Source organism: Pseudomonas sp. CCI3.1, assembly GCF_034313985.1.
In the GTDB taxonomy this organism is placed as follows: domain Bacteria; phylum Pseudomonadota; class Gammaproteobacteria; order Pseudomonadales; family Pseudomonadaceae; genus Aquipseudomonas; species Aquipseudomonas psychrophila.
The window spans coordinates 4,592,848-4,611,846 of sequence record NZ_JAVIWO010000001.1; the positions used below are offsets into that span (position 1 = coordinate 4,592,848).

At 58.6% G+C, this 18,999-nt stretch carries 18 protein-coding genes; 16 read left to right on the top strand and 2 right to left on the bottom strand.

The features are described from left to right. Positions 1 to 11: 11 nt before the first annotated feature. The 8 genes from RGV06_RS21095 to RGV06_RS21130 all read left to right on the top strand — a co-directional run bounded on the left by RGV06_RS21095 (position 12) and on the right by RGV06_RS21130 (position 8,912). A complete protein-coding gene (locus RGV06_RS21095; RefSeq protein WP_019827953.1) occupies positions 12 to 1,016 on the top strand; it encodes a substrate-binding domain-containing protein in 1,005 nt (334 codons plus the stop codon). After that, positions 1,007 to 2,527, top strand: coding sequence for an L-arabinose ABC transporter ATP-binding protein AraG (gene araG / locus RGV06_RS21100; protein ID WP_322151191.1), 1,521 nt, complete (start codon positions 1,007 to 1,009; stop codon positions 2,525 to 2,527). The genes RGV06_RS21095 and araG overlap by 10 nt, the downstream gene beginning before the upstream one ends. Positions 2,528 to 2,552: 25 nt before the next feature. Beyond that, the gene (araH, locus tag RGV06_RS21105; protein ID WP_322151193.1) at positions 2,553 to 3,521 is read left to right on the top strand and encodes an L-arabinose ABC transporter permease AraH; all 969 of its coding nucleotides are present in this window, start codon (positions 2,553 to 2,555) and stop codon (positions 3,519 to 3,521) included. A gap of 292 nt (positions 3,522 to 3,813) precedes the next feature. Beyond that, on the top strand, positions 3,814 to 4,803 hold the full coding sequence (locus RGV06_RS21110; RefSeq protein WP_019827956.1) for a 2-dehydro-3-deoxygalactonokinase: 990 nt from the start codon (positions 3,814 to 3,816) through the stop codon (positions 4,801 to 4,803). Position 4,804: 1 nt separating this feature from the next. Beyond that, positions 4,805 to 5,434, top strand: coding sequence for a 2-dehydro-3-deoxy-6-phosphogalactonate aldolase (locus RGV06_RS21115; RefSeq protein WP_046809633.1), 630 nt, complete (start codon positions 4,805 to 4,807; stop codon positions 5,432 to 5,434). A gap of 40 nt (positions 5,435 to 5,474) precedes the next feature. After that, complete coding sequence (gene dgoD, locus RGV06_RS21120; protein WP_019827958.1) at positions 5,475 to 6,623, top strand: galactonate dehydratase; 1,149 nt, start codon at positions 5,475 to 5,477, stop codon at positions 6,621 to 6,623. A 129-nt stretch (positions 6,624 to 6,752) separates the two neighbouring features. Beyond that, positions 6,753 to 8,063 carry an MFS transporter gene (locus tag RGV06_RS21125; RefSeq protein WP_019827959.1) on the top strand — a complete coding sequence of 437 codons (1,311 nt, stop codon included), beginning with the start codon at positions 6,753 to 6,755 and terminating at the stop codon, positions 8,061 to 8,063. Positions 8,064 to 8,126: 63 nt separating this feature from the next. Further along, positions 8,127 to 8,912 (top strand): IclR family transcriptional regulator, encoded by a 786-nt coding sequence (locus RGV06_RS21130; RefSeq protein WP_019827960.1) that lies wholly within the window; start codon positions 8,127 to 8,129, stop codon positions 8,910 to 8,912. Positions 8,913 to 8,968: 56 nt separating this feature from the next. Here the strand turns inward: RGV06_RS21130 and RGV06_RS21135 are convergent, their stop codons facing one another. Beyond that, positions 8,969 to 10,033 carry an NAD(P)-dependent alcohol dehydrogenase gene (locus RGV06_RS21135; RefSeq protein ID WP_019827961.1) on the bottom strand — a complete coding sequence of 355 codons (1,065 nt, stop codon included), beginning with the start codon at positions 10,031 to 10,033 and terminating at the stop codon, positions 8,969 to 8,971. Between the two features lie 179 nt (positions 10,034 to 10,212). Here RGV06_RS21135 and RGV06_RS21140 point away from each other — a divergent pair, with 179 nt between their 5' ends. After that, complete coding sequence (locus RGV06_RS21140; protein ID WP_037032660.1) at positions 10,213 to 11,106, top strand: AraC family transcriptional regulator; 894 nt, start codon at positions 10,213 to 10,215, stop codon at positions 11,104 to 11,106. 153 nt (positions 11,107 to 11,259) lie between these two features. On the opposite strand, the gene RGV06_RS21145 is transcribed toward RGV06_RS21140, so the two are convergent. After that, complete coding sequence (locus tag RGV06_RS21145; RefSeq protein ID WP_019827963.1) at positions 11,260 to 12,924, bottom strand: electron transfer flavoprotein-ubiquinone oxidoreductase; 1,665 nt, start codon at positions 12,922 to 12,924, stop codon at positions 11,260 to 11,262. Positions 12,925 to 13,017: 93 nt separating this feature from the next. On the opposite strand from RGV06_RS21145, the gene RGV06_RS21150 reads away from it, so the two are divergent. The 7 genes from RGV06_RS21150 to RGV06_RS21180 all read left to right on the top strand — a co-directional run bounded on the left by RGV06_RS21150 (position 13,018) and on the right by RGV06_RS21180 (position 18,957). Then, on the top strand, positions 13,018 to 13,215 hold the full coding sequence (locus tag RGV06_RS21150) for a hypothetical protein (RefSeq protein WP_131690213.1): 198 nt from the start codon (positions 13,018 to 13,020) through the stop codon (positions 13,213 to 13,215). A gap of 261 nt (positions 13,216 to 13,476) precedes the next feature. Beyond that, on the top strand, positions 13,477 to 14,226 hold the full coding sequence (locus tag RGV06_RS21155) for an electron transfer flavoprotein subunit beta/FixA family protein (RefSeq protein WP_046809636.1): 750 nt from the start codon (positions 13,477 to 13,479) through the stop codon (positions 14,224 to 14,226). Between the two features lie 2 nt (positions 14,227 to 14,228). Next, complete coding sequence (locus RGV06_RS21160; protein ID WP_048350891.1) at positions 14,229 to 15,158, top strand: electron transfer flavoprotein subunit alpha/FixB family protein; 930 nt, start codon at positions 14,229 to 14,231, stop codon at positions 15,156 to 15,158. A gap of 139 nt (positions 15,159 to 15,297) precedes the next feature. Continuing rightward, a complete protein-coding gene (locus RGV06_RS21165) occupies positions 15,298 to 16,116 on the top strand; it encodes a substrate-binding periplasmic protein (protein ID WP_322151201.1) in 819 nt (272 codons plus the stop codon). 9 nt (positions 16,117 to 16,125) lie between these two features. Further along, positions 16,126 to 16,482 carry a DUF4398 domain-containing protein gene (locus RGV06_RS21170; RefSeq protein ID WP_019827419.1) on the top strand — a complete coding sequence of 119 codons (357 nt, stop codon included), beginning with the start codon at positions 16,126 to 16,128 and terminating at the stop codon, positions 16,480 to 16,482. Continuing rightward, positions 16,479 to 17,294, top strand: coding sequence for an OmpA family protein (locus RGV06_RS21175; RefSeq protein ID WP_019827420.1), 816 nt, complete (start codon positions 16,479 to 16,481; stop codon positions 17,292 to 17,294). Before RGV06_RS21170 ends, RGV06_RS21175 begins: the two co-directional genes overlap by 4 nt. 190 nt (positions 17,295 to 17,484) lie before the next feature. Further along, positions 17,485 to 18,957, top strand: a complete 1,473-nt coding sequence (locus tag RGV06_RS21180; RefSeq protein WP_019827421.1) for a PLP-dependent aminotransferase family protein — start codon at positions 17,485 to 17,487, stop codon at positions 18,955 to 18,957. Positions 18,958 to 18,999: the final 42 nt, after the last annotated feature.

Consider the following 18,999-nt stretch of genomic DNA (forward strand, 5'->3'; position numbering starts at 1 on the left):
AGGAGTCATCCATGAAACGTCGTCTCGGTATCCGTTCCCTGTGTTGTGCGGCCCTGGCCGCGACCGCCTTGAGTCTCAGCAGTGGGCTGCAGGCGGGCGACCCGGTGAAGATCGGCTTTTTGGTCAAGCAGGCGGAGGAGCCCTGGTTCCAGACCGAATGGGCCTTCGCTGAAAAAGCCGCCAAAGACAAAGGCTTTACCTTGATCAAAATCGCCGTGCCCGATGGCGAGAAGACCTTATCTGCCATCGACAGCCTGGCTGCCAACGGCGCTCAGGGCTTTGTGATCTGCCCGCCGGATGTGGGCCTTGGCCCTGCGATCATGGCGAAGGCCAAGCTTAACGGCTTGAAAGTGATCGCCGTGGATGACCGCTTTGTCGATGCCAGCGGCACGTTTATGGAAGAGGTGCCGTACCTGGGCATGGCAGCGTTCGAAGTTGGCCAGAAGCAGGGCAGTGCGATGGTCACTGAAGCCAAAAACCGCAACTGGGACTGGAAAGACACCTATGCGGTTATCAACACGTTCAATGAGCTGGACACGGCTAAAAAGCGGACTGATGGCTCGGTCAAATCCTTGAAAGACGCGGGTTTGCCAGACGATCACATCCTGTACTCGGCGCTAAAAACCCTCGACGTACCCGGCAGCATGGACGCCACCAACTCGGCGCTGGTCAAACTGCCCGGTGGTGCGAAAAACCTGATCATCGGCGGGATGAACGACAGCACAGTGCTCGGCGGAGTGCGTGCCACGGAAAGTGCCGGGTTTGCGCCCGCCAATGTCATCGGCATCGGCATCAATGGCACCGACGCCATTGGCGAGTTGAAAAAGGCCAACAGCGGCTTTTTCGGTTCGATGCTCCCCAGCCCGCATATCGAAGGCTACAAGACGGCGACCATGATGTTTGAGTGGATCACCGAGGGCAAAGAACCGCCCCTGTACACCGCGATGGATGAGGTGACGTTGATTACCCGTGACAACTTCCAGGAAGAGCTGACCAAGATCGGTCTATGGAATTGAACGCGCTCACGGATGCTGGCGCCTGCCTGCGGTTCAGCGCAATCGGCAAGCAGTTTCCTGGCGTGCAGGCGCTTGCCAATATCAGCTTTGTCGCTCATCCGGGGCAGGTTCATGCGCTGATGGGCGAGAACGGTGCCGGTAAATCAACCCTGTTAAAGATTCTGGGTGGCGCCTTTCAGCCCAGCAGCGGTCATTTGCAGATCGGCGAGCAGGAACTGACCTTTAAATCCACGGCTGAAAGTATCGCCAGCGGGGTCGCTGTGATCCATCAGGAGCTGCATTTGGTGCCGGAAATGACCGTGGCCGAGAACCTGTTTCTGGGGCATTTGCCTGCGCGTTTTGGCCTGATCAATCGCCGCTTGTTGCGCCAGCAGGCGCTGGAGTTGCTCAAGGGCCTGGCGGATGAAATTGATCCGCAGGAGAAAGTCGCACGCCTTTCACTGGGGCAGCGTCAATTGGTGGAAATCGCCAAGGCACTGTCCCGTGGCGCCCATGTGATTGCCTTCGACGAGCCCACCAGCAGCCTTTCGGCCCGCGAGATCGATCGGTTGATGACAATCATCACCCGCCTGCGGGACGAAGGAAAAGTGGTGCTCTACGTCTCCCATCGCATGGAGGAAGTGTTCCGGATCTGTGATGCGGTCACGGTGTTCAAGGACGGACGCTACGTGCGCACCTTCGAGCAGATGAGCGACTTGAGCCACGACCAGTTAGTGACGTGCATGGTCGGTCGCGATATTCAGGATATCTATGACTATCGACCTCGGGAGCATGGCGAGGTGGCACTTAAAGTCGAGGGTTTACTCGGCCCGGGCCTGCGTGAGCCGGTGAGTTTCGAGGTGCGCAAAGGCGAGATACTCGGCCTGTTCGGGCTGGTGGGGGCGGGGCGTACCGAGTTGTTGCGCCTGCTTGGCGGGTTGACCCGCTGCAGCGCCGGTCGCCTTGAGTTGCAGGGCACTGAGCTTAAGTTGCAGTCGCCCCGTGATGCGATTGGCGCCGGGGTGTTGCTGTGCCCGGAAGACCGCAAGAAAGAGGGCATCATCCCGCTCGCCAGCGTCGCCGAGAACATCAACATCAGTGCCCGTGGTACCCATTCGACCCTGGGTTTTCTGTTGCGTGGCAAGTGGGAGCGCGCCAATGCCGACAAGCAGATCAAGGCGCTGAAAGTGAAGACCCCCGGTGCGTCGCAAAAAATGATGTACCTGTCCGGCGGCAATCAGCAAAAGGCCATTCTTGGGCGTTGGTTGTCGATGCCCATGAAGGTGCTGCTGCTCGACGAGCCGACGCGAGGCATCGATATCGGCGCCAAGGCCGAGATCTACCAGATCATCCATACCCTGGCGGCCAGTGGCATTGCGGTCATCGTGGTGTCCAGCGACCTGATGGAAGTGCTGGGTATCAGCGATCGCATTCTGGTGCTGTGTGAAGGTGCGGTATGTGGCGAGCTGCCCCGTGACCGGGCCAATGAATCCAATCTGTTGCAGATGGCCTTACCCCGCCAGCGCGGCTGAAGGCGTGATCTATTGAGAGGTATCCATGACAATTCAAAACACGTCACTGCCACCTGGGCGTAAACCTCTGGACATGCGCCGCTTTCTCGACGACTGGGTCATGTTGCTGGCGGCGCTGGCGATCTTCCTGCTCTGTACTTTGCTGATCGACAACTTCTTGTCGCCATTGAACATGCGGGGGCTGGGGCTGGCGATTTCCACGACGGGGATTGCCGCCTGCACCATGCTTTATTGCCTGGCATCGGGTCATTTCGACTTGTCCGTGGGATCGGTCATCGCCTGTTCCGGAGTTGTGGCTGCGGTGGTCATGCGTGACACCGACAGCGTTTTTCTGGGTGTGAGTGCTGCGTTGGGGATGGGGCTGTTAGTTGGCCTGATCAACGGGATAGTCATCGCCAAGCTGCGGGTCAATGCGTTGATTACCACGCTGGCGACCATGCAAATTGTGCGTGGCCTGGCCTATATCTTTGCCAACGGCAAGGCGGTGGGGGTGTCTCAGGAGCCCTTCTTCGTGTTTGGCAACGGCCAATTGTTCGGCGTACCTGTGCCGATCCTGATCACCATTGTGTGCTTCCTGTTTTTCGGCTGGTTGCTCAACTACACCACCTATGGGCGCAACACCATGGCCATTGGTGGCAACCCGGAAGCGGCACTGCTGGCGGGGGTCAATGTTGATCGCACCAAAATCATCATCTTCGCTGTCCACGGGCTGATCGGTGCATTGGCCGGGGTGATCCTCGCGTCACGGATGACTTCAGGCCAGCCGATGATTGGCCAGGGGTTTGAGCTGACCGTGATCTCGGCCTGCGTATTGGGCGGTGTGTCGCTGAGCGGCGGGGTGGGAATGATCCGCCACGTGATCGCCGGGGTGTTGATTCTGGCCATTATCGAGAATGCGATGAACTTGAAGAACATCGACACGTTTTACCAGTACGTCATTCGCGGCTCGATCCTGTTGCTGGCGGTGGTGATCGATCGCTTGAAGCAACGCTGAATCCGTAGCAGCTGCCGAAGGAACGAGGCTGCGTCCGGCGGCGCAGCCGTCGTAAAACCTGGGTGCGCGAATTAACTGAAACACCGCGTTGCCTGACTCTACAGCAGCTTCGTCGGGGTGCCGCATCACGCCGGACGCTGCCTCGTTCCTTCGGTAGCTGCTACCTATAGCTACTCATTTAATCCCTATATATGAGATGCATATTTATATATTGAGATTTGTGGCGCTTGCGGTTTATAGTCGCCTGCACTGATTCACAGCATTCACTGCTAAAAACAAAACAGGTGAAGCGATGCAGGCGCAATTGATCGCGCTCGATTGGGGTACAACCTCCCTTCGTGCTTATTTACTCGGTCCCGCCGGGCAGGTGCTGAAAATGCGCTCGCTGGCCTGCGGGATCATGCAGCTACCCAACACGCCCCGGTTGATTGCAGATCACTGGTGCGCTGACGGTTTTGAGCTGGCGTTCGACGAGGCTTGCGCTGACTGGCTGCAAGACAATCCCGGTATTGCGGTCATTGCCTGCGGCATGGTCGGCAGCGCCCAAGGGTGGCACGAAGCGGCTTACCGCGAGACACCGGCCAGCCTCGGCGCCTTGAGCACAGCCTTGCAGACGGTGCGCAGCGTGCGCGGTGTTGAGGTCCATATCGTGCCGGGCGTGATCCAGCACTCAACGCTGCCCAACGTGATGCGCGGCGAAGAAACCCAGGTACTGGGCGTCCTGCAAACCCATCCCCATCTCAATGATTGTTTGATCGGCCTGCCAGGCAGCCATTCCAAATGGGTGCAAGTGCAGGACGGCTGTCTGGTGCATTTCGATACGTTCATGACCGGCGAGTTGTACGCCGCCGTCTGCGAACACACGATTCTGGGTCGTACCCAGCAGCAGGCCGAACAGTTCGACGCGGCCGCATTCGACCGTGGCGTACAGGTGGCACTGTCGCCGGACGGCGAACGTGGCCCGCTGTCGACGCTGTTCAGCGCACGCACCCTGAGCCTTACCGGACAACTGAGCCCAGTGCAGCAACCCGACTACGTGTCCGGTCTGCTGATCGGCCATGAGCTGGTCGCGCTGGGCAATGTGCTGCGTCGACGCCGCGGCGGGCAACCGCTGCCAGCGATCATTTTGATTGGCAACTCGCAACTCTGTGAACGCTACCGACGTGCACTGGGTGCTTGCGGGTTCGCCGATGTGAGCCTGGCAGAGCAGGCGACCGAGCAAGGTTTATGGCACTTGGCCCAGGCGGCCGGGTTGCTCCAACACACTCATCTGGAGGCCTGAGATGCTCAAGCAAGCACTGGCAAAAAACGGGTTGATCGCCATCCTGCGGGGGCTGCGGCCACAAGAGGCGCAGGCCATTGGCAAGGTGCTGTATGACGAAGGCTTTCGCACCCTGGAAGTCCCGTTGAACTCCCCTGAGCCCTATCAAAGCATCCGCATTTTGCGCGACAGCCTGCCTGCCGATTGCCTGGTGGGCGCAGGCACGGTGCTGACGCCCGAACAGGTCGAACAGGTCAAGGCTGCGGGCGGGCAGGTGATTGTCATGCCCCACAGTGACCCTGACGTGCTGCGTGCGGCCAAGGCGGCCGGCTTGTACCTGTCGCCGGGTGTCGCCACGCCCACCGAAGCTTTTGCTGCGCTGGCCGAAGGTGCCGATGTGCTGAAAATGTTTCCTGCCGAGCAAATGGGGCCGGCGGTGGTCAAGGCCTGGCTGGCCGTGTTGCCAGCAGGTACGTTGCTGATCCCGGTTGGCGGGATAACCCCGGACAACATGCAAGTGTTTGTCGATGCCGGGGTGTCCGGTTTTGGGTTGGGCTCCGGCCTGTTCAAGCCCGGGATGAGCCCTGCTCAAGTGGCGGTTAACGCCAAGGCCTACGTGCACGCCTGGAATGCCCGGCGTCAGGCTAACTGACTGGCGCCGTAGCGCCCCATCGAACAAGAGAGAGAACACGATGAAAATTACCAAACTCACCACTTACCTGGTTCCGCCGCGCTGGTTGTTCCTGAAGATCGAAACCGATGAAGGCGTGACCGGCTGGGGTGAGCCCGTGGTCGAAGGTCGCGCCCACACCGTGGCCACTGCGGTGGATGAATTGTCGGACTACTTGATCGGCAAAGACCCGCGCAACATCGAAGACATCTGGACCGTGCTCTACCGCGGCGGTTTTTACCGTGGCGGGGCGGTACACATGAGCGCCCTGGCCGGTATCGACCAGGCCCTGTGGGACATCAAGGGCAAGGCGCTGGGGGTGTCGGTCAGCGACCTGCTGGGTGGCCAGGTGCGGGACAAGATCCGGGTCTATTCGTGGATCGGTGGCGATCGCCCGGCCGACACCGCCCGAGCAGCCAAAGAAGCCGTCAGCCGGGGTTTTACCGCGATAAAAATGAACGGCACCGAAGAGCTGCAATTTGTCGACAGCTTTGAAAAGGTCGATCTGGCACTGGCCAACGTGGCAGCGGTGCGTGATGCGGTGGGCCCCAATGTCGGTATCGGTGTGGATTTCCATGGCCGTGTCCATAAGCCAATGGCCAAGATCCTGATGAAGGAGCTGGACGCGTACAAGCTGATGTTTATCGAAGAGCCGGTACTGAGCGAAAACTACGAAGCGCTCAAGGAGCTGGCGCCGCTGACCAGTACACCGATTGCCCTGGGCGAGCGGCTGTTTTCACGTTGGGATTTCAAGCGGGTGCTGAGCGAAGGTTATGTCGACATCATCCAGCCGGATGCGTCACATGCGGGCGGGATCACTGAAACCCGCAAAATTGCCAACATGGCCGAGGCGTATGACGTGGCCCTGGCCTTGCACTGCCCGCTGGGGCCGATTGCACTGGCGGCGTGCCTGCAGCTGGATGCCGTCTGCTACAACGCCTTTATCCAGGAACAAAGCCTGGGCATCCATTACAACGAAAGCAACGACCTGCTGGACTACGTCAAAGACCCGGCGGTATTCGATTACGACAAAGGCTTTGTAAAAATCCCCAACGGTCCGGGCCTGGGCATCGAGATCAATGAAGAGTACGTGCAGGAGCGTGCATTGATCGGCCACCGCTGGCGCAACCCGATCTGGCGTCATGCCGACGGCAGTTTTGCCGAGTGGTGAGTGGTGGGAGCGAGCCTGCTCGCGAATTTGCCAACCCGGTATGACTGCAATACCGGGATGAGGCAATCGCGAGCAGGCTCGCTCCCACGTTGTAAACGACCTCAATAAACATAAGAAAGAGGCATGCCCATGTCATCTGCAAGCACTGTCGCGCCCGCGATTTTAGTGGCGCCTAGCCGTAAGCGTTTTTTCATCATGGTGCTGTTGTTCATCACCGTGGTGATCAACTACCTGGACCGTAGCAACCTGTCGATTGCCGCCCCCGCACTGACCACCGACCTGGGGCTGGACCCGGTGCATGTGGGGCTGATTTTCTCGGCGTTCGGCTGGACCTACGCCGCCATGCAAATCCCCGGCGGCTGGCTGGTGGATCGGGTACCACCGCGCATTCTCTACAGCGTCGCCTTGCTGCTGTGGTCGGTGGCCACGGTGATGCTCGGCTTTGCCGCGAGCTTTATCGCCCTGTTCGTTTTGCGCATGGCAGTGGGTGCGTTGGAAGCCCCCGCGTACCCGATCAACAGCCGGGTGGTAACCACCTGGTTTCCTGAGCGTGAGCGCGCCACGGCGATCGGCTTTTACACCTCAGGGCAGTTTGTCGGCCTGGCGTTTCTGACTCCGGTACTGGCCTGGTTGCAGCATCACTGGGGCTGGCACATGGTGTTTGTCAGCACCGGTGTAGTGGGGATTATCTGGGCGGCTATCTGGTACGCGGTGTACCGCGAGCCCCGGGACTTCAAGGGCGTCAATCAGGCGGAAATCGACTTGATCGCCGAGGGGGGCGGGCTGGTGGATATCCAGAGCCAAACCGCCAAGCGCAAGGCTGCGTTCAGTTGGCTGGACCTGGGCATCGTGCTCACCAAACGCAAGTTGTGGGGCATTTATCTGGGGCAGTTCTGCCTGAACTCGACGCTGTGGTTTTTCCTGACATGGTTCCCCACGTACCTGGTGAAATACCGCGGCATGGACTTTATCAAGTCCGGTTTGCTGGCTTCGTTGCCGTTTCTGGCGGCGTTTGTGGGTGTGCTGTGTTCCGGGTTCTTTTCTGACTGGTTGATTCGTCGCGGTTACTCGGTGGGCTTTGCCCGCAAGTTGCCGATCATTGGCGGGTTGCTCATTTCGACCTCGATCATCGGCGCCAACTTTGTCGACTCCACGCCGTTGGTAATTGCGTTTCTGGCGCTGGCGTTTTTCGGCAACGGGCTGGCGTCGATTACCTGGTCCCTGGTGTCCACCCTGGCACCGGCGCGGCTGCTGGGGCTTACCGGCGGGGTATTTAATTTGATCGGTAACCTGTCGGCGATTACCACGCCCATCGTGATTGGCTTTTTGGCCACCGGCGATTCGTTTGCCCCGGCAATCACCTATATTTCGGTGCTGGCGCTGCTGGGAGCACTGTCCTACATCTTGCTGGTGGGCAAGGTCGAGCGGATCGAACTGTAGCCGTCAGTCAGCCGGGCGACCATAATGCTGCCCGGTTCTCACCTATCAATGGAAAGGCTGGCTATGCAGGACGACTCCACGAAAATCGCTCCGACCGGTACTCAAACCTTGCTCCGCGGCCTGGCGGTGGTTCAGGCCGTGGCCAATGGTGCGCGTGACCTAAAGGACATCGCCCGGGTGATCGGGACCACGCGCAGCACCACCCATCGTCTGGCCAGTTGCCTGGTGGATGAGCGTTATTTGCGGGTGTTGCCCAAGGTGGGGTATTTGCTGGGGCCCAAGCTGATCGAGCTGGGCTTTCAGGCGCGGGAAGAGTTGCCGTTGGTGACGCTGGCCGAGCCGTATCTGGATCAATTGTCAGCGTTGACCGGCGATACCATTCATTTGGCGGTGCGTGAGGGTGATGAGGTGCTGTACCTGCACAAGAATCCGGGGCGAAATGGCCCGGAGATGCGTTCGCGGGTAGGGCATCGGATGGTGATGGCACGCACGGGCATCGGCAAGGCCATGTTGCTGGATGCATCTGTGGACGAATGGCGGCGGCTGTATGAAGCCGGTCAGGGGGCGGGCGGCAAAAATCCGTTGTGGCCCGATCATCAGGAGCCGTCGTGGGAGCAGTTCGAGGAGCGTATGCGCAACTATGTGGCGGGTGGGTACGCGTTTGATCTGGAAGACAACGAACCGTCGATTCGTTGTGTGGCTGCGCCCATACGTGATGCCAGCGGCCAGATCGTCGCAGCTATCAGTATCGCCAGCACTGTGCCGTATATGCCCCACGAGAAAATGTCCGGGTTGATCCCGGTTATTACCCATGCTGCGCAACAGATATCGGCTGAGTTGGGCGGGTAAGTGGACTGCACACAACGGTGGGAGCGAGCCAGCTCGCTCCCACAAAAAGCCGGTGCTTAGGCTTTCAGCGTTTTCATGTCGATCACAAAACGGTATTTCACGTCGCCTTTAACGACGCGTTCAAAGGCTTCGTTGATGTTTTTGATGTCGAGCATTTCGATGTCGCACGTAATCCCGTGCTCGGCGCTGAAATTGAGCATTTCCTGAGTTTCGGCAATGCCACCGATCAGCGAACCGGCCAGTACGCGGCGCTTGAATACCAGGTTGAAGGCGTTCAGGGCTGGCTCAACGGGTTCGATCAGACCCACCAGGATATGCACACCGTCATACGCCAGGGTCTCGAGGTACGGGTTCAGGTCGTGCGGCACCGGAATGGTGTCCAGCAGGAAGTTGAAGGTGCCCGCAGCGGCTTTCATCTGTTCGGCATCGGTGGACACGATCACGTGGTCGGCACCTTGACGGTAAGCTTCTTCAGCCTTGGCCTGGGAGCGGGTGAACAGCGTCACTTCAGCGCCCATGGCCTTGGCGAACTTGATGCCCATGTGGCCCAGGCCACCCATGCCGAGGATCCCGACCTTGTCGCCCGGCTCAACACCGTAATGAACCAGTGGCGAGTAGGTGGTGATGCCGGCGCACAGCAGCGGTGCGGCGCTGGCCGGGTCGAGGTTTTTCGGGATGCTCAGCACGAAATGCTCGCTGACCACCATATTGCTCGAGTAACCGCCCATGGTCAGCGTGCCGTCAATGCGGTCCGGGCTGGCGTAGGTTTGGGTCATGCCTTCCAGGCAGTATTGCTCCAGATCTTCCTTGCAGGCCGAGCAGGTGCGACACGAATCGACCATGCAGCCCACGCCGACCAGATCGCCGACCTTGTGCTTGGTAACTTTGTCGCCAATGGCCGTCACCTTGCCGACGATTTCATGGCCGGGCATCAGGGGGTAAGTCGCGAAGCCCCAATCATTGCGTGCCTGGTGGATGTCGGAGTGGCAAACGCCGCAGTACAGCACTTCGATAGCGACGTCGTCCGGGCGGGGCGCGCGACGGTTGAACTGCATAGGCGCCAGAGGGGCCTTGGCGTTCTGAGCGGCGTAACCGATAGCGTTATAAGTGACAGTGGACATGAGAACCTCGCGAAACGTTGACTGTGTAGAGGGGGCGATTTTGCGCCTGGATGCTTTGCAGGACTATGACGATTCCTCCGTCTGTCATGCCTAATACTCCGGAGTAACGGGTCTTCTGTCGCTTTATTGACCAATTCTGCGAAGATGCGGCTGTCTATTCCTCTTGTGAAAATTTCTCCATGCTTTTGACCCGTCATCGGGATGAGAACGCCATGCTGGTGTCTCTGATCGAACCGCTGGCGACACAAACCGGTTTTGTGTCCACCTTGTTGCCTGAAGTCCGGGTCGTTTCTGCGTGCCGGGAAGTGGCCCGGATGCCGCAGATTTATGAGCCTAGCCTAATGGTGATTGCCCAAGGCAGTAAGTTGGCCTATCTGGGGCAGCGCACGATGGAATACGGTGCGGGGCATTATCTGGTGCAGGCGCTATCGGTGCCTTTTGAGTGTGAAACTTTCGCCTGTGAGGAGATGCCGCTATTGGGCGTGGCGATCAGTATTGATCGCGCGGTGCTGGGGGAGTTGGTGCTGGCGATGGGCCTGGCCCCTGACCGCAATGCCGTGGCGCAGACGCCGGAGTCGATGACTTCGGCGGTGCTGGATGATGATATGCGCCATGCCGTCGAGCGCCTGCTGCGTTGCCTGCATGACCCGCTGGAGTGTCGGATCATGGGCCAGGCGCGGCTGCGCGAAGTGCTGTTCGCAGCATTGCGCGGACCGCAGGCGGGAGTGCTACGGGCATTGGTCGAACAGCAAGGGCAGTTTGCACGGGTGGCGGCATCGTTGAGTTATTTGCATGAACACTTTGCGCAGCCGCTCAATGTCGAAACCCTGGCCCGTTGCGCGAACATGAGTGCATCCACCTTTCACGAACACTTCAAACGCAGCACCTTGCTGTCGCCAGTGCAGTACCTCAAGCGGTTGCGTCTGTTACGGGCACAGCAGTTGTTATTGAGTGAGGGGCTGGGTGTAGCGCAGGTGGCGGAGCGTGTGGGCTATCAAAGTACCTCGCAGTTCAGTCGCGAGTACAAACGCTACTTTGAGCGCAGTCCGGGGCATGAAGGGGTGGGGTGCTAGCCAGCCGGTGTGACGGGCGTGTTGTGGGAGCGGGCTTGCTCGCGATGCGCGCAGCGCAGTCTGTCAGGCAAACCTGGGCGATCCCATCGCGAGCAAGCCCGCTCCCACAAATCCTGGGGCAATAAAAAAGGCTCCCGAAGGAGCCTTTTTGACTTACATGTTCGGGTAAGTCGGGCCGCCGCCACCTTCCGGGGTCACCCAGGTGATGTTCTGCGACGGGTCTTTGATGTCGCAGGTTTTGCAGTGAACGCAGTTTTGCGAGTTGATCTGGAAGCGCTTTTCGCCGCTTTCCTGAGTGATCACTTCGTACACGCCCGCCGGGCAGTAGCGCTGTGCCGGCTCGTCGTAGAGCGGCAAGTTAACGCTGATCGGAATGCTCGGGTCGCGCAGCTTGAGGTGGCACGGCTGCTCTTCTTCATGGTTAGTGCTGGAGATGAACACCGAGCTGAGCTTGTCGAAGCTCAGCTTGCCGTCGGGTTTCGGGTAGTCGATCTTCTTGCAGTCCTTGGCCTGCTTCAAGCACGCATAGTCTGGCTTGGTGTCGTGCAGGGTGAACGGCAGTTTGCCGCCGAAGATGTTCTGATCCATCCAGTTGAAACCCGCGCCCATGATCGGGCCGAACTTGTGCATCGCCGGGCCGAAGTTACGGCTGGCGAACAGTTCGTCGAACAGCCAGCTGGCTTTGAAGGCTTCAACGTAGGTGTTGAGTGCGTCGCCGCCTTCGGAGTCCGCCAGCAATGAATCGGCCACGGCGTCTGCTGCGAGCATGCCGGATTTCATTGCAGTGTGGCTGCCCTTGATCTTGGCCACGTTCATGGTGCCCAGATCGCAACCGATCAGTGCACCGCCGTTGAAGACCATTTTTGGCAGGGAGTTCAAACCGCCTTTGGCCAGGGCGCGGGCGCCGTAGCTGATGCGTTTGCCACCTTCGAGGTATTGCTTGAGCACCGGGTGATGCTTGAGGCGCTGGAACTCGTCGAACGGCGACAGGAAGGTGTTGCTGTAAGACAGGTCAACGATCAGGCCGACCACTACCTGGTTGTTTTCCAGGTGATACAGGAAAGAACCGCCGGTGTTTTCGCTGCTGATGATGTCCAGCGGCCAGCCAGCAGTGTGAACTACCAGGCCTGGCTGATGTTTGGCGGGGTCGATTTCCCAGATTTCTTTCAGGCCGATGCCGTAGTGCTGGCTATCGGCGTCGCTGTCGAGTTTGAAGCGCTCGATCAGTTGTTTGCCAAGGTGGCCGCGGCAGCCTTCAGCGAACAGGGTGTACTTGCCGCGCAGTTCCATCCCCGGGGTGTACAGGCCTTCTTTGGGGTTGCCTTCACGGTCAACGCCCAGATCACCAGTGATGATCCCGCGAACCACATTGTTTTCGTCGAACAGGACTTCTTGAGCCGCAAAGCCGGGGTAGATTTCTACGCCCAGGTTCTCGGCCTGTTGCGCCAGCCAGCGGCACAGGTTGCCCAGCGAGATGATGTAGTTGCCTTCGTTGTGCATGGTTTTAGGCACAAACAGGTCAGGCACCTTGGTCGCGGTGCTGTCGCTGCGCAGTACATAGATATCGTCGCGGGTTACTGGAGTATTGAGCGGTGCGCCCAGTTCTTTCCAGTCCGGGAACAATTCGTTCAAGGCGCGAGGTTCGAAAACAGCACCAGACAGAATGTGAGCACCGACTTCGGAGCCTTTTTCAACCACGCAGACGCTGATTTCTTTACCGGCTTCGGCGGCCTTCTGCTTTAAGCGGCAGGCGGCGGACAAACCGGCAGGGCCGGCGCCGACGATGACCACGTCGAATTCCATGTACTCGCGTTCCACAGGCTATCTCCTACTCAAGGCTCAACGGTATTTTTCTAATTGGAGGTTTGGCACTTCATCCATTATTCCCTCTACCTCGAGGTTGAAGACGCAATGGATGATGCACCGCTCTCTCTGATGGGCGGGCATTATATCTACACCACTAGCAGCGTCCAATACAAACGTTTGTTTGAATCCGCTGCAAGCCAGATAAATCAAAGACGCGCGGCTCAAAACTGGCCAATTTGCTGTATTGACCGCAAATGGCGTTCCGGTCAAGATACGGGCGGTTTTGCGCTCGCCGTAGGCTGATTGTTGGTTTCAAGAGCACCTCTAAAGACAGGGCATAGGCACAAGCCTGTAGGAGCCTGCCATTTTTTGAGCGGAGTTTACACGTCCTTTCGGTGTATGACTTGTTAGTCACATCGGACAAACGGTCGCAAGAGAAGGACTGGCACTCGTCTCTTCTAATAATGAAGGCAACGATCTTTGGAGGTGCCCTTGTGCCAATGAGCATCAACCGCCAGGTTCGCCTAGGCGACTTTCTTTTCACCGGAGAGTAACGAGGAATCCATGAAGGTTCTTGTAGCTGTCAAACGAGTGGTCGATTACAACGTTAAAGTTCGCGTCAAAGCGGACAACTCCGGCGTTGACCTCGCCAACGTCAAGATGTCGATGAACCCCTTCTGCGAAATCGCTGTGGAAGAAGCCGTACGCCTGAAAGAAAAAGGTGTTGCGACTGAAATCGTCGTCGTCTCCATCGGCCCGACCACTGCTCAGGAACAGCTGCGTACCGCGCTGGCACTGGGTGCAGATCGCGCCATTCTCGTCGAGTCCGCCGAAGATCTGACCTCGCTGGCCGTGGCCAAGCTGCTCAAGGCCGTTGTCGACAAGGAACAGCCTCAGCTGGTGATCCTGGGCAAACAGGCCATCGACAGCGACAACAACCAGACTGGCCAGATGCTGGCCGCGCTGACCGGTTTCGGTCAGGGCACCTTCGCTTCCAAAGTTGAAGTGGCAGGCGACAAGGTTGCAGTGACCCGTGAAGTAGACGGCGGTGCGCAAACTGTTTCGCTGAGCTTGCCGGCGATCATCACCACCGACCTGCGTTTGAACGAGCCGCGTTATGCGTCCCTGCCAAACATCATGAAGGCCAAAAAGAAGCCGCTTGAAGTGCTGACGCCAGATGCGTTGGGCGTTTCGACAGCTTCGACCAACAAGACCCTGAAAGTTGAAGCACCGGCTGCTCGCAGCGCGGGTATCAAGGTCAAGTCGGTGGCTGAACTGGTCGAGAAACTGAAAAACGAAGCGAAGGTAATCTAAACATGACTATCTTGGTAATCGCAGAACACGACGGCAAAGCACTGGCCCCGGCCACGCTGAATACCGTGGCTGCTGCCGCTAAAATCGGTGGCGACATCCACGTTCTGGTTGCAGGCCAGGGCATTGGCGCAGTAGCCGAAGCCGCCGCTAAAATCGCTGGCGTGGCTAAAGTACTGGTCGCCGACAACGCGGCTTACGCCCATCAGTTGCCTGAAAACGTGGCGCCTCTTGTCGCTGAGCTGGGTGCCGGTTACAGCCACATCCTGGCGGCTGCTACCTCCAACGGCAAAAACATCCTGCCGCGCGTTGCTGCGCAGTTGGACGTGGATCAGATCTCCGAGATCGTTTCGGTCATCAGCGCTGACACCTTCACGCGCCCGATCTATGCCGGTAACGCCATTGCTACCGTGCAGTCCACTGCGCCGGTAAAAGTGATCACCGTACGTGCGACCGGTTTCGACCCGGTGGCTGCAGAAGGTGGTTCGGCAGCGGTTGAAGCGGTTGCAGCGGTTCACGATGCAGGGACTTCGTCGTTCGTGGGTGAAGAACTGGCCAAGTCGGACCGTCCTGAGCTGACCGCAGCCAAAATCGTCGTTTCGGGCGGTCGCGGCATGCAGAACGGCGACAATTTCAAACTGCTTTACACCCTGGCTGACAAGCTGGGCGCTGCTGTTGGCGCTTCTCGCGCAGCCGTTGACGCAGGTTTTGTGCCTAACGACATGCAGGTCGGTCAGACCGGCAAGATCGTTGCGCCACAGCTGTACATCGCGGTGGGGATTTCCGGCGCGATCCAGCATCTGGCCGGCATGAAAGACTCCAAGGTGATCGTTGCGATCAACAAGGACGAAGAAGCACCGATCTTCCAGGTGGCTGATTACGGCCTGGTAGCGGACTTGTTCGAAGCCGTACCTGAGCTGGAGAAGCTGGTTTAATCCAGTTGCTTCACTTATAAAGAGCCCGGTCATCCGGGCTGTGGAGAAGGGCGGGGCACTCAGTGCCTGGCATCGTCTTCATGGCCTGAGTGACCGGGTTTTTTTGTGGGTCTCAATAGTGTGTGTGGAGCGTAGGGCTATGGATGTGCGTCAGCTGAGCAGGTTGCTGGTGGGGTTGGCGTTATTGCCGCTGTTGTCAGAAGCTGCGGGCAAGTGTGAGCGCCTGATCGTTACTGGCAGTCCCGATGCACCACCTTACCTGTGGCGCGATCCAGCCGACCCTGCGCACTTGATCGGCACCAGTGCCGACCTCATACAGCAGGCGGGCCAGGAACTAGGGATCAAGGTTGAAGTGCTCTACGGTGGCAAGCGCGCCCAGGCTCAGGACGAAGTGCGCGCCGGGCGCATGGACATGCTGCTGGATGCCCCGCTAACGGTCAGCGGGCTCTCGTCGTTCGACTACATCCACCCGCCCTTAGTGCGTAACGACTATCTGGTGTGGACCCGCAAGGACTCAACCCTGGTCTACGAAACACCTGCCGACTTGCATGGGTATACGGGCGCCTTCTCCGAAAAATCCCGATTAAGCGAAACGTTCAATGAGTTCGCTCAGCATCAGCTCACTCTGGAACGTCTGCCCGGCCTGACCCAGGCCTTCCAGAAATTGCTGCTCGGCCAGGCCGAATACGTACTGGCCGGTCGCTATTCCGGTACGGCCACTGCGCAAACCCTGGGCATTGCCGATGATCTGCTGGCGCATCCACAGCCGATTGATCAGCCTGGGCTGTTTTTGGCGATTTCCCATGACTCGGCCTGCAATGAGCCGTGGTTGCGCGGACAGCTCGCCAAAAAGATGACAGAATTGCCCGCGTCCGGCCTGACCGAGGCGGCATTGCAACGCAATCTAGAGCGGTGGAAAGCCCAGTTGCTACAACCGCTCAGCGCCCCAAAACAGTAGGAATCCCTAGTGACAATTCGACCTATTTTCGCTGCCCTGGCCGTTCTGGCTCTGGCGGGGTGTGCAGCCGATCCTGCGCCGAATGAACAATTGCGTTTGACCGAACAGGCTCTGGAGCAAGCCAGGGCTGTGGGTGCCACAGCCGATGATATGGCTGAACTGAAACAAGCCGAAGACAAGCTGGCCCAAGCGCTGGCTGATATGGCAGATGAATCCTTTAAAGACGCGCGCATGCAAGCCGAACAAGCCGAGCTTGATGCCCGATTAGCTGAAGCTCGCGTGCTGACGCAAAAAAGCCAGGAACAACTGAACGTGCTCAATACCCGTATTTCGCGCTTGCGCAAACAACTGGCGGAGGCGCAATGAGCCTCAAGTCCAGAGCTTTCATGGGTGTGCTAGTAGCGGGTTGCGTCGGCCTGACCGGGTGCGCAGGGCATCACAACAGCGAGCAGGCCTTGCAACAGGCCAGCACTGATTTTCAGACCGTCAAGGAAGACACTAATGTGCTGCGCATCGCCCCCAAGGACGTGATTCGCGCCGGTGAGTCCCTGGCCCGCGCTGACCGTTTGTCCAGCTATTGGGGCAGTGGCGAAGACGTTGCGCATTACGCCTATTTGAGCCAGCGTTACAGTGAAATTGCCCGCGAGCACACGCAGCAGGTGCTCAACGAAGAGCGTGCGGCCAAGCTCGAACTGGAACGTCAGCGCCTGCAACTGGCCTTGCGTGAAGCCAAGTTGTTGAGCGTTCAGCAACAGGGCCAATGGCTGGAAGAGCAAATTATCAGCCTGGCCACCACTCAGACTGACCGTGGTTTGGTCATGACCCTGGGGGACGTGTTGTTCGATACGGGCGAAGCCGATTTGAAAAACTCGGCCAATCGTACGGTGCTCAAGCTGGTGCAGTTCCTGCAACTGAACCCCAAGCGCGTTGTGCGAATCGAGGGCTACACCGACAGCACCGGGGGTAAGGAAGACAACCTCAAGCTGTCCCGTGATCGCGCGCAGGCCGTGGCGGATGTGCTGGTCGATCTGGGTATCGACGAGAAGCGAATCCTGGTGGAAGGTTATGGCGATCAATACCCGGTTGACGTAAATGCCACAGAGCGCGGTCGTGCGCAGAACCGCCGTGTTGAAATCGTCTTTTCTGACGAAAAAGGCCAACTGGGCGCCGCGCGCTAACAAACAGGGATGACTTGACTGATGTGGGAGCGAGCCTGCTCGCTCCCATAACGGCACTATCCGCACCCATACAGTTCTCCCCGCACACGGCCTGTACGGCTTTGTTAAGTGACAACTGTGCCCGTACACTTCTAAACTGTTCCGGTATTGTTCTCCACAATAATAAAGCTTGAACATCGAGAGCGGCGCCATGACCAACCTTTTGCTCTATCAACGTATCGCTCAGCAGTTGGCTGAGGATATCCGGCGTGGCGTTTATCAGCCGGGCGAGCGTGTGCCCTCGGTGCGCAAGATGAGCTCTCAGCTGAACGTCAGCCATGCCACGGTGTTGCAGGCTTACGCCAACCTTGAAGATCAGGGTTTGATCCGGGCACGGCCGCAGTCTGGTTATTACGTGCACCAGACCCCGGCATTGACCGCACCCACTCCTGATATCGCCCGTGTAGAGCGTCCGGGGCTGGTCACTCGCAGCAGCATCATCCAGCAGGTATTGGTTGAGTCTCGTCGCGAAGGCGTATTCCCGCTGGGCGCGGCCGTGCCCAGTGTCGATTACTTGCCTGTGCGGGCTTTGCATCAACAACTGGCCAAGGTCACGCGTTTTCATAGCCCACGGGCGTTCAGCTACATGTTCAGTCCGGGGTTTGAGCCACTACGTCGGCAAGTGGCAATCCGCATGCGTGACGCCGGGGTGGTGATCGATCCTTCCGAAGTCATCATCACCCACGGCTGTGTCGATGCCCTGCAAATGTCGTTGCGCGTACTGACTCGCCCAGGAGACCTCATCGCGGCCGAGTCGCCCACCTACTACGGGCTGCTGCAACTGGCGGACCTGCTGGGCTTGAAAGTCATCGAGATCCCCAGCGATCCGGCGACCGGCATGAGCCTTGAGGCCTTGCAACTCGCGGCCAATCAATGGTCGATCAAGGCATTGGTACTGACCACTCGCCTGAGTAATCCGCTCGGAGGGACCATGCCTGAGGAACGGCAAAAGCAGCTGCTGCGTCTGGCTTCCGACTTTGATATCCAGATTGTCGAAGACGATATCTATGGCGAGTTGATGTTCGAGGTCGGGCGTACCAAGGCGTTGAAAGCCTATGACCGCCTGGATCGGGTGATTTACTGCTCGAGTTTTTCCAAAACCTTGTCACCTGGCGTGCGTATCGGCTGGATGATCGCTGGCAAGTTTCAGCAGGAAATCCAGCGTCTGCAAACCTTCACCACCCATTCGGCGTGCAGTGTTACGCAGATGGGGGTAGCGGCTTACCTTGAAAACGGTGGTTACGATCGCCATTTACGTTACATCCGCCAGGAATACCGAAAAAACCTGAGTGCGTTCCAGTTGGCCGTTCAGCAGCACTTTCCGGAAGGTACTCAGATGTCCCGTCCAAGCGGAGGTTTTATCTTGTGGGTCAGTTTGCCGGGCCGGGTCAACACCCAGGAGTTGCATGTCCGGGCGCTGCAGCAAGGTATCAGCATCGCGCCGGGGCTGATTTTCAGTAATACCGAGCAGTTCAATCACTGCATACGGCTTAACTGTGCCACACCCTGGAACCGGGAAGCCGAGCGGGCGCTGATGACCCTTGGCATGCTTGCCAATCAGCTCTGCCAGGAAGCCGCAGGCCAGTACGGTGGAAGTTCGGCAGTAGCGGGGATGGCATTTTGACCATAATCACCTTGTCACCCTGTGCGTAAAGCGCGAGCATAC